This window comes from Blastococcus sp. SYSU D00669 (genome assembly GCF_054050715.1).
Map to the genome: position 1 here is coordinate 142,985 of NZ_JBJGZV010000009.1, position 9,857 is coordinate 152,841.

Sequence of the window (9,857 nt, forward strand, 5' to 3'; positions counted from 1 at the left end):
GCGCGTTCTGCCCGCCGGAACGCGCCATCGGCGCACATCACCACCCGGATCGCCGGTCGGCCCAGGGTGTCCCCGGGGACGGCGAACCAGGGACGGATCCGGGCGTTCCCCGATGCCCGTGGGCGCCCGCGCGCGGCAGGCTCGTTCCCATGACCTCCGCAGCCACCACTCCCCCGACCATCGACCCCGCCCCCCAGCAGCCCGCCTCCCGGACGCAGCTGCAGCGCAGCACCTCCGACCGCATGGTCGGCGGTGTCTGCGGCGGCCTGGCGGAGTACAGCGGCGTCGACGCGCTGCTCTGGCGGGTCGGCTTCGTCGGCCTGACCGTGGCCGGCGGTGCCGGCGTCCTCGTCTACCTGCTCCTGTGGGTGCTCATGCCCAGCGCTCCCGCCGCCGCTGACTTCGTGCCGAGCCCGCTGGACCGCCAGGTGCAGCGGCTGCACGAGCGGATGACCCGCCGCTCAACGACGGGCTGACCCCGGACGCACGAAGGCCCCCGGTCCGTTCGGACCGGGGGCCTCGGCGAGGTTCTGGAACGGCCCCGGTGCAGGGTCCCGCCGCGAGCGTGCGAGCGGTGGGAGGCAGCGGGGTCCTTCGTCAGCTCTGGGTGGCGTTCTGCCCCACGTAGTACTCGAAGAGCAGACCGCCGATGGTGATGAGCAGCGCCACGCCGGCGATGATGATCAGCCACGAGTACCAGAAGGCCAGGGCCAGGCCCATCAGCGCCGCGGAGACACCGATGGCGAAGGGCCAGTAGCTGCTCGGGCTGAAGAAGCCCAGCTCGCCGGCGCCGTCGGCGATCTCGGCGTCCTTGCGGTCCTCCGGTCGCGCGTCGATGCGGCGCGAGATGAACCAGAAGAAGCCGCCCACCAGGCCGGTCAGGCCGGCCGACAGGACCAGGGCCGTCGTGCCGATGGGCTCGCGGGCCCAGACGCCGTAGACGACGGCGGCGATGACGCAGAAGACGGCGATGATGTTGAAGATGAGCGCTTCGACCTTCACGGCCGTCCCCCCTGCTGCGTGGTGAGGTCCGAGGTCCGCATCGTCAGTTGCCCTCGTCCTGGGTGTTGCCGCCGACGTCCTCGCTGCCGCCCTGCGAGCCGGGCCGCTGGTTCTCGGTGCGCTGGTAGTCGTTGACCAGGTCGAACGGGGTCGTCGAGGTGGCGGTCGGGTCCTCGCCGATGCTCTCGAGCGCCTCGGCCGTGCCGGCGCCGTCCTCACGGGCGGCGAGGTAGTCCTCGTAGGCGTCCGGCGACACCGCGCGCACCTCGAAGTTCATGTACGCGTGGTACGTGCCGCACAGCTCGGCGCAGCGGCCGACGTAGGCACCGGGCTCGGTGACGGTCACCTCGAAGACGTTGTCCCGGCCGTTCTCGTTGCCCGGGATGACGTCGAGCTTGAAGAGGAACTCCGGCACCCAGAACGAGTGGATGACGTCGGCCGAGGCGACCTGGAAGCGGATCGTGCGGTCGGTGGGCAGCACGAGGATCGGGATCTCCTCGCTGTCGCCCACGGTCTCGACCGGGTTGCCGTCGGGGTCCTCGGTCTCGGGGTAGACGAACTGCCAGTTCCACTTGAACGCGTTGACGTCGATCGTGACGTCGGGGTCGTCGCTGCGCTCCTGCACCCGGTTCTGCACGACCACGGTGAAGAAGAACAGGCCGGCGATGATGAGGAACGGGATGATCGTGTAGACGATCTCCAGCGGCAGGTTGTACGCCGTCTGGCGGGGGAGCTCGTCGCTGCGCTTCCGGTAGCGGACGACGCACCAGAGGATCAGCGCCCACGTGATGATGCCGACGATCAGGGCGGCGATGACCGAGCCCGTCCACAGCTCGCGCATCGACTCGGCCTCTTCGGTGATGCCTTCCGGCCAGCCGAAGCGCCAGAACTCGTTGTTCGGCATCTCGCACCCGGTGAGGGTGAGACCACCCAGGAGACCGAGCGCGCCCAGCCGCACGACCCTGCTGCCTCGAGCCACTGCTCGTTGCCTCCTCGTCCCCCACCCGGACGGCCCGGGCGGTCCTTGCGCGCGCGGGCCGCACACGGGTCCCACACGTCGATCACAGTGTGGCGCGAGACTATCCGACCCCGCGCGGCGACCCCCCACCGCGGGACGGGACGGCGCCGGGTCGTGGCCCGGCCGTGACCAGCACGTGACCTGCCCCGCGTCGCCCGCGGCGTCCCGGCCGTCCCACCCGTCCGCGCAGGGCACCGCGGCGGCGGCGCGGCCGGTTAGAGTCGGGTGCGTGTACCGCCGGCTGCTGACCCCGAAGTGGGTGCTGATGCACCTGCTGGTCGCGGCTCTGTTCGTCGCGACCTGGTTCCTCGGCTACTGGCAGCTGAGCAAGGCCGAGGACGGCGGCGGTGCGGTCAACTGGAGCTACGCGCTGCAGTGGCCGCTGTACGGGCTCATGGGCCTGTGGTTCTACTCACGCATGATCCGCGACGAGCTCCACCGGGACCCCGACGCGGACGAGCCCGGCACGGAGGTCGTCCTGTACCAGCGCCCGCGCATCGACACCTCCGGCGACCCGGAGCTGGCCGCGTACAACGCCTACCTGGCCGAGCTCAACGAGAAGGCGCTCAAGAACTCCCACGGCTCGGCGGCGGGCCGCTGATGGCCGAGCAGACGCAGGACGGCGTCCGCACCGTCGGCACCGCCCTCACCCGCTACCGGGTCATGGCCTACGTCGTCGGCGTGATGCTGCTGGTGCTGGTCCTCGTCGCCATGCCGCTGCGCTACCTGGCGGACGTGCCCGAGGTGTCGGCGGTGGTCTCCCCCGTCCACGGCGTCTTCTACATCGTCTACCTGGCGGCCGCCTTCGACCTGGCCCTGCGGGCCAGGTGGACGCCCAAGGGCACGGTGCTGGTGCTGCTCGCCGGCGTCGTCCCCTTCCTGTCCTTCTGGGCCGAGCGCCGGGTGACCGCGCGGGTGCGCGCGGGCCTCCCGCTGTAGCCGGCCGTCCCCCGCTCCCCCCGTCCCCGAACCCCAGGAGCCCCCGCATGTGCGGCCTGCTGGCCTACCTGTCCACGGACGCCGACCGGGTCGACGACGACCGCGTGTCCGGCATGCGCGACGCCCTGCACTGCCTGCACCACCGCGGCCCCGACGACACCGCGGTCTGGTCGGACCGCAACGTCGTCCTCGCGTTCAACCGGCTGTCGATCATCGACGTCGAGGGCAGCCCGCAGCCGCTGCCCTACGCGCAGGACCGCTACCGGATCCTGTTCAACGGCGAGATCTACAACTACGTCGAGCTGCGCGAGGAGCTGCAGGCCGCCGGCCTGGAGCTGACGACGCACGGCGACACCGAGACGATCGTCGCCGGCTACCACCTGTGGGGCGAGGACGTCGTCACGCGGCTGCGCGGCATGTTCGCCTTCGTCATCTGGGACACCGCCACGAAGACGGCGTTCGGCGCCCGCGACCCGTTCGGCATCAAGCCGCTGTTCACCGCCCGGCTGGCCGACGGCGGGCTGGTCTTCTCCTCGGAGAAGAAGGCCCTGCTGGAGCTGCTCGGCGGCAGCGACGCGGCCGGCGGCGTCGACGCCGCCAGCCTGCAGCACTACCTGACGCTGCAGTACGTGCCGGAGCCGGCGACCCTGCACCGCGGCATCCGCCGGATAGAGGGCGGCACCAGCTTCACCGTCGCGAACGGCGAGCTGACCACCACGCGCTACTTCCACCCGACCTTCCGGCCGCAGCCGGTGCCCGCGGGCCGTGAGCAGGAGCTCTACGACCGCATCGCCGCGGCGCTCGACGAGTCGGTGGCCAAGCACATGCGGGCCGACGTGACCGTCGGTTCGTTCCTGTCCAGCGGCATCGACTCCACGGCCATCGCCGCGCTGGCCAAGCGCTACAACCCCGACCTGCTCACCTTCACCGTCGGGTTCGAGCGCGAGTCGACCTCCGAGGTGGAGGTCGCCGCGGAGTCGGCGGCGACGCTCGGCGTCAAGCACTACCCGGTCGTCATCACCGCCGAGGACTTCGCCGCGGCGATCCCCGAGGTCGTCTGGTACCTCGACGACCCGGTCGCCGACCCCGCGCTCGTGCCGCTGTACTTCGTGGCCCGCGAGGCCCGCAAGCACGTGAAGGTCGTGCTCTCCGGCGAGGGCGCCGACGAGCTGTTCGGCGGCTACACGATCTACCGCGAGCCGCTGAGCCTCGCGTGGGCGTCGAGGTTGCCGGCCGCGGGACGCCGCGTGCTGGGCCGGCTGTCGAAGCTGGTCCCCGAGGGGGTCCGCGGGCAGAGTCTGCTGGAGCGGGCGTCGCAGGACCTGGAGCAGCGGTACTACGGCAACGCCCGCAACCTGAACGCCGACGAGTTGGCGCAGCTGCTGCCCGGTCGGGACCCGGATCTGTCGCACGTCCAGGTCACCGAGGACCTCTACCGGCGCACCCGCGAGGCCGGCTACGACGACGTGACGGCGATGCAGTACGTCGACCTGTTCACCTGGCTGCGCGGCGACATCCTGGTCAAGGCCGACAAGATGACCATGGCCAACTCGCTCGAGCTGCGGGTGCCCTTCCTGGACCCCGAGGTCTTCGCGCTCGCCAGCACCATCCCGCTCGACCAGCGCGTCCCACCCAAGGGCGACGCCACGAAGTACGCGCTGCGCCGGGCGATGGAGCAGATCGTCCCCGAGCCGATCCTGCACCGGCGCAAGCTCGGCTTCCCCGTGCCGACCGGTGAGTTCCTGGCCGGGCCGCTGCACGACTGGGCCCGCGACATCGTCAGCGAGAGCCAGACCGACGAGTGGCTCGACCGCGACCACGTGCACCGGCTGCTCGAGTCGCTGCGCACCGCCGACCAGCCGAGCAAGCGCACCGCCCGCCAGGTGTGGGAGGTGCTGGTCTTCATGGTCTGGCACGGGATCTTCGTCGAGGAGCGGATCAAGCCCGAGATCCCGGAGACCGTCTACCCCGTGCGGTTGTAGGCACGAGGCGTCGGACGGCCGAGGCCCGGGATCCAGCGGATCCCGGGCCTCGGCCGTTCGAGGTTCTCTCGGCCCCTCTGCAGGGTCCCGCCGCGAGCGGTGGGGGGCAGAGGGGCCGTTTCTCAGTGGAAGCTGTCGCCGCAGGCGCAGGAGCCCTGCGCGTTGGGGTTGTCGATCGTGAAGCCCTGCTTCTCGATCGTGTCGACGAAGTCGATGACCGCGCCGCCGAGGTAGGGGCCGCTCATCCGGTCGACGATCACCTCGACGCCCCCGTACTCGTACGTCTGGTCGCCGTCGAGGAAGCGCTCGTCGAAGAAGAGCTGGTAGCGCAGACCCGAGCACCCGCCGGGCTGGACGGCGATGCGCAGCCGCAGGTCGTCACGGCCCTCCTGGTCGAGCAGCGCCTTGACCTTGCCCGACGCGGCCTCGCTCAGGATGACGCCGGTCGCCTGCGTGTCCTGCACCGTCATGTTCTGTCCTCCCACATCCGAGGTCCCGCAGCGGCTGTTCCGAAAACGGGTCAACGCCGCCGCAGCGGAGCTTCTTCCCACTGTACGGCGCGCGGGCGCATCCGCCGAGGACACGGCCGGGCCGCACGTAGACTTGCCGGTCGTGAAGCTCCGCCTGCCCGGCCGCAAGCCGACCGACGAGACGACGGCACCCGAGACGACGGTCGCCGACACCGCCACGGTCAGGGCGGCGGGCAAGGGTCGTCCCACGCCCAAGCGCAACGAGGCCCAGGGTCGCCGTCCCGGGCCGCCCCCGCCGCCTCCCACCACGCGCAAGGAGGCCTACAAGCGGATGCGCGAGCAGCAGGCCGCCAACCGGGGTGCCGCCCGGCAGGCCGCCGCCCGCGGCGACGACTCCTACCTGCCGGCCCGCGACCGCGGTCCGGTGCGGCGGTTGGTCCGCGACGTCGTCGACTCCCGCCGCAACATCGGCAGCCTCTTCCTGCTCGTCGCCGCGCTGGCCCTGGTCGGCACCTTCGTCCCCAACCTGGTGATCCGCAGCTACACGAGCTTCGTGCTGATGGCGTTCTTCCTGGTCTTCATCGTCGACTCGGTGCTGCTGACCCGGAAGATCAAGCGGACGCTGGCCGAGAAGCTGCCGGACGAGAGCCACAAGGGCGTCACCTGGTACGGCATCAGCCGGTCGACCATGATCCGCCGCTGGCGCTTCCCGAAGCCCGAGGTCGCGATCGGGGCGCAGCTCTAGCCCGGAGCCGGCTCCGCACGGTCGCGGGACCGCGGCTACGGTCGCTGTACGTGGAGCACAGACGCCTCGGCCGTTCCGGCCTGAACATTTCCGAGATCGCGTACGGCAACTGGCTGACCCACGGCAGCCAGGTCGAGGAGGACGCGGCGCACGCCTGCGTCCGCGCCGCCCTCGACGCCGGGATCACCACCTTCGACACCGCCGACGTCTACGCCGGCACCAAGGCCGAGTCGGTGCTCGGCCGCGCGCTCGCCGGCCAGCGCCGCGAGGGCCTCGAGATCTTCACCAAGGTCTACTGGCCCACCGGCCCCGGCCCGAACGACCGCGGCCTGTCCCGCAAGCACGTCATCGAGAGCTGCCACGCCTCGCTGCAGCGGCTGCAGACCGACTACGTCGACCTCTACCAGGCCCACCGCTACGACGAGACGGTGCCGCTCGAGGAGACGATGAGCGCCTTCGCCGACCTGGTGCGGCAGGGCAAGGTCCTCTACATCGGCGTCTCGGAGTGGCGGGCCGAGGAGATCGCGGCCGGCGCCGCGCTCGCCCGCGAGCTCGGCATCCAGCTGATCAGCAACCAGCCGCAGTACTCCATGCTCTGGCGGGTCATCGAGGCCGAGGTCGTGCCCACCTCCGAGAAGGAGGGCCTGTCGCAGATCGTGTGGTCGCCGCTGGCCCAGGGCGTGCTCACCGGCAAGTACCGGCCGGGCGAGCAGCCGGGCGCCGACACCCGGGCCGGGCACGCGAGCGTCGGCGGCTCGATGCAGGGCTTCATGACCGACGAGATCCTCAGCGCCGTGCAGGACCTGCGGCCCATCGCCGACGACCTGGGGCTCTCGATGGCCCAGCTGGCCGTGGCGTGGGTGCTGCAGAACCCGAACGTCGCCGCGGCGATCATCGGCGCCAGCCGGCCCGAGCAGGTGCACGACAACGTCAAGGCCGCCGGCGTGAAGCTCGACGCCGACGTGCTGCAGCGGATCGACGACGTCCTGGGCGGCGTCGTCGAGCGCGACCCCGCGAAGACCTCGCGCGGCTAGCCGCCACCGGAGGCTCGGGGTGGAGCTCTCCTTCACCCCGAGCCTCCGCTCAGGTCGCGGCGAGCCCCATGGGGCCGTAGACCTCGTCCTCGCCGTGGAACAGCGTCACGGTCGCCACCCCCCGGGCCAGCAGCTCCCGCCAGTTCTCCCCCAGCCACGACTCGGCGTCGCCCTGGTTGTCCGAGTCGGGCACCTCCACGCCGATCGAGGCCGGGTCGACGGCCGCGCCGGACGGGTCCTCCAGCCGCCAGGTCCAGGTCATGGACCGCACGCTATCCGTTCCCCGACTGTGATCGACGGCCGGTTATCCGCTCCCCCGGGCGGGCATGCAGGGGCATCGACGAGCCCCGCCCGAGGACCGGAGGACCGATGAGCCAGCCCCCAGCCACCGGGGCGACCCGCGCGGAGACACCCCCGCCGGATCCGAAGAACGTCTCCACCGGTCAGCTGATCGGCGACCTCACCGACCAGATCAGCCGGCTCGTGCGCGACGAGGTGCGCCTCGCCCAGGCCGAGGTGACGCAGAAGGCCAAGCGGCTCGGCGTCGGCGCCGGGCTGTTCGGCGGGGCCGGGCTGGTCGCGATCCTCGGGCTGAACGCCCTGATCACGGCGGTGATCCTCGGTCTGGCCAACGTGCTGCCCGGCTGGCTGGCCGCGATCGTCGTCGCCGTGGTGCTCTTCGCCGTCGCCGGCGTCCTGGCCCTGATCGGCAAGAAGGACGTGCAGTCGGCGGCGCCGCCGCTGCCGACCGACACGATCGCCAGCGTCCAGCAGGACATCGCCACGGTGAAGCAGGGGATCGCCCGGTGACGGCGCCCTCCGGCAACGGCGCCCCCGACCCCGACGCGATCAAGGCCGAGATCGAGGCGACCCGCGAGCAGCTCGGCCGGACCGTCGACGAGCTCAGCCGCCGCCTCGACGTCCCCGCCCGGGCCCGCGAGGGCGTCCACCGGGCCCGCGACACCGCCGTCGAGACCTACCGCGAGAGCCCGCCGGTCGTGCTCGGCGCGGTGCTGGGGCTGGTCGCGGTGGTGGTCGGTCTGGTGGTGTTGCGGCGCAAGCGTTCGAGCACCCCCACGACCTCGAGGAGGAAACGGTGAGCAAGGGAGCCAAGATCGCCTACCGGCCGATCGGCCTGCTGGGCGGCATCCTGGCCGGCACCCTGTCCGGAGTGATCTTCAAGCAGGTCTGGAAGAAGATCGCCGACGAGGAGGACGCGCCCAGCGCGCTGCAGAGCGAGTACCGCATGCGCGAGGTCGTCCTGGCCGCGGCGCTGCAGGGCGCGATCTTCGCGGCCACCAAGGCCGCCATCGACCGCGCCGGCGCCCGCGGCTTCACCAAGCTCACCGGGAGCTGGCCGGGCGACTGACGCCCGCCGTCTCCTCGACCCGCCATCTGCCAGGGGGACCACATGGCCGGAACCAGCCACCGCGAGAGCGCCGTGGAGCGCATCAAGCAGCGGGTCGAGGAGAAGGCGGCCCGGCGCGCCGCCGCCGCGGCCGCGGAGGAGGAGCGCGCCGCCCGTCCGCGGCCGGACGCCGACCGCGTCCCGCCCGACGTCCCCAGCGAGAAGGAGCTGCCCGGCGTCACCGCCGAGAAGCCCACCCAGATCCCGTTCAAGGGCTGGAAGCAGATCGTCAAGCGGGCGTGGGCCGAGAACAAGGCCGACAACATGCCGATCATCGCCGGCGGCGTGGCCTTCTTCGCGTTCCTGGCGATCTTCCCGGCGCTCATCGCCGCGATCTCGCTCTACGGCCTGGTGGCCTCTCCCGAGACGGTGGCCCGGCAGGTCGAGGACATCTCCGCCCAGCTGCCCGACGACGCCGCCTCGCTGATCGGGGACCAGCTCGAGAGCATCACGGAGAACGCCGGCGGAGCGCTCACCTTCGGGCTGATCGTGTCGATCCTGGCCGCGCTGTGGAGCGCCTCGGGCGGCGTCAACAACATGGTCGCCGCGATCAACATCGCCTACGACGAGGTGGAGACCCGCAACTTCGTCAAGATGCGGGCGCTCTCGCTGGGGCTGACCCTCGGCGCGATCGTGTTCGTCCTGCTCACCGTGGGGCTCCTCGCCGTCGTCCCGGCCGTGCTGGACGCCCTGCCGCTCGGCGTCGTCGGCACGATCCTCGGGCAGGTGATCCGCTGGGTGCTGCTGCTCCTGGTGATGGCCGGCTCGCTCGCCGTCCTCTACCGGGTGGCGCCCGACCGCGACGCCCCGCGGTTGAGCTGGGTCAGCCTCGGCTCGGTCGTCGTCACGGTCGTCTGGGCGCTGGTCAGCCTGGGGTTCAGCCTGTACGTGAACAACTTCGGGTCCTACGACAAGACCTACGGCGCGATCGCCGGCGTCATCGTGCTGATGCTGTGGCTGTACCTGACCTGCTACCTGATCCTGCTCGGCGCCGAGATCAACGCCGAGGCCGAGCACCAGACGGCGCGGGACACCACCGAGGGCCACCCCGAGCCGATGGGCGAGCGCAACGCCACGGTCGCCGACACCCTGCCGGACCCGCCGGAGCCCACGAAGGAGTCCAAGCAGCGCGCCTGACAGTGAGGATGTGGGCGAGCCCCGCAGCGGTCGTTCCTGACCCAGCGCCTGACTGACTTCGGGTCTTCAAGCCGATCTGTCGGTGCGGTCCGCTGCGAGGCTCGCTTGCACTCACCGGTCGA

Annotated in this window: 14 protein-coding genes; 10 read left to right on the forward strand and 4 right to left on the reverse strand. The window is 71.5% G+C overall.

Translation table 11 applies throughout. The features are described 5' to 3' along the window. The first annotated feature begins 149 nt into the window (after positions 1–149). On the forward strand, positions 150–476 hold the full coding sequence (locus tag ACI8AF_RS09070) for a PspC domain-containing protein (protein WP_456539366.1): 327 nt from the start codon (positions 150–152) through the stop codon (positions 474–476). Between the two features lie 121 nt (positions 477–597). Here the strand turns inward: ACI8AF_RS09070 and ACI8AF_RS09075 are convergent, their stop codons facing one another. Next, positions 598–1,002, reverse strand: a complete 405-nt coding sequence (locus ACI8AF_RS09075) for a cytochrome c oxidase subunit 4 (protein ID WP_456539367.1) — start codon at positions 1,000–1,002, stop codon at positions 598–600. A gap of 43 nt (positions 1,003–1,045) precedes the next feature. Then, positions 1,046–1,981 (reverse strand): aa3-type cytochrome oxidase subunit II, encoded by a 936-nt coding sequence (gene ctaC, locus ACI8AF_RS09080; RefSeq protein ID WP_456539368.1) that lies wholly within the window; start codon positions 1,979–1,981, stop codon positions 1,046–1,048. A 268-nt stretch (positions 1,982–2,249) separates the two neighbouring features. Between ctaC and ACI8AF_RS09085 the strand changes: the two genes are divergently transcribed. The 3 genes from ACI8AF_RS09085 to asnB are packed head-to-tail and all read left to right on the forward strand — an operon-like array spanning position 2,250 to position 4,941. Further along, positions 2,250–2,621, forward strand: coding sequence for a metalloprotease (locus ACI8AF_RS09085; protein WP_456539369.1), 372 nt, complete (start codon positions 2,250–2,252; stop codon positions 2,619–2,621). Then, positions 2,621–2,959, forward strand: a complete 339-nt coding sequence (locus ACI8AF_RS09090) for a DUF3817 domain-containing protein (protein ID WP_456539370.1) — start codon at positions 2,621–2,623, stop codon at positions 2,957–2,959. The genes ACI8AF_RS09085 and ACI8AF_RS09090 overlap by 1 nt, the downstream gene beginning before the upstream one ends. A 47-nt stretch (positions 2,960–3,006) precedes the next feature. After that, on the forward strand, positions 3,007–4,941 hold the full coding sequence (asnB, locus tag ACI8AF_RS09095) for an asparagine synthase (glutamine-hydrolyzing) (protein ID WP_456539371.1): 1,935 nt from the start codon (positions 3,007–3,009) through the stop codon (positions 4,939–4,941). A 122-nt stretch (positions 4,942–5,063) separates the two neighbouring features. On the opposite strand, the gene ACI8AF_RS09100 is transcribed toward asnB, so the two are convergent. Beyond that, positions 5,064–5,411 carry a HesB/IscA family protein gene (locus ACI8AF_RS09100; protein WP_456539372.1) on the reverse strand — a complete coding sequence of 116 codons (348 nt, stop codon included), beginning with the start codon at positions 5,409–5,411 and terminating at the stop codon, positions 5,064–5,066. A gap of 142 nt (positions 5,412–5,553) precedes the next feature. Here ACI8AF_RS09100 and ACI8AF_RS09105 point away from each other — a divergent pair, with 142 nt between their 5' ends. After that, entirely contained in the window at positions 5,554–6,156 is a 603-nt protein-coding gene (locus ACI8AF_RS09105; RefSeq protein WP_456539373.1) for a DUF3043 domain-containing protein, read from the forward strand. 50 nt (positions 6,157–6,206) lie between these two features. After that, positions 6,207–7,190: an aldo/keto reductase family protein gene (locus ACI8AF_RS09110; protein ID WP_456539374.1), complete on the forward strand. Its 984-nt coding sequence runs from the start codon at positions 6,207–6,209 to the stop codon at positions 7,188–7,190. 49 nt (positions 7,191–7,239) lie between these two features. Here the strand turns inward: ACI8AF_RS09110 and ACI8AF_RS09115 are convergent, their stop codons facing one another. Next, positions 7,240–7,452, reverse strand: a complete 213-nt coding sequence (locus ACI8AF_RS09115; RefSeq protein ID WP_456539375.1) for a hypothetical protein — start codon at positions 7,450–7,452, stop codon at positions 7,240–7,242. A gap of 107 nt (positions 7,453–7,559) precedes the next feature. Here ACI8AF_RS09115 and ACI8AF_RS09120 point away from each other — a divergent pair, with 107 nt between their 5' ends. Genes ACI8AF_RS09120 through ACI8AF_RS09135 form a run of 4 tightly spaced genes read left to right on the forward strand, consistent with a single transcriptional unit; the run spans position 7,560 to position 9,735 of the window. Continuing rightward, on the forward strand, positions 7,560–8,000 hold the full coding sequence (locus ACI8AF_RS09120; protein WP_456539376.1) for a phage holin family protein: 441 nt from the start codon (positions 7,560–7,562) through the stop codon (positions 7,998–8,000). Further along, positions 7,997–8,290, forward strand: a complete 294-nt coding sequence (locus tag ACI8AF_RS09125) for a DUF3618 domain-containing protein (RefSeq protein WP_456539377.1) — start codon at positions 7,997–7,999, stop codon at positions 8,288–8,290. Before ACI8AF_RS09120 ends, ACI8AF_RS09125 begins: the two co-directional genes overlap by 4 nt. Further along, positions 8,287–8,559, forward strand: coding sequence for a DUF4235 domain-containing protein (locus tag ACI8AF_RS09130; protein ID WP_456539378.1), 273 nt, complete (start codon positions 8,287–8,289; stop codon positions 8,557–8,559). The genes ACI8AF_RS09125 and ACI8AF_RS09130 overlap by 4 nt, the downstream gene beginning before the upstream one ends. A gap of 42 nt (positions 8,560–8,601) precedes the next feature. Continuing rightward, a complete protein-coding gene (locus ACI8AF_RS09135) occupies positions 8,602–9,735 on the forward strand; it encodes a YihY/virulence factor BrkB family protein (protein WP_456539379.1) in 1,134 nt (377 codons plus the stop codon). The last annotated feature ends 122 nt before the right edge of the window (positions 9,736–9,857 follow it).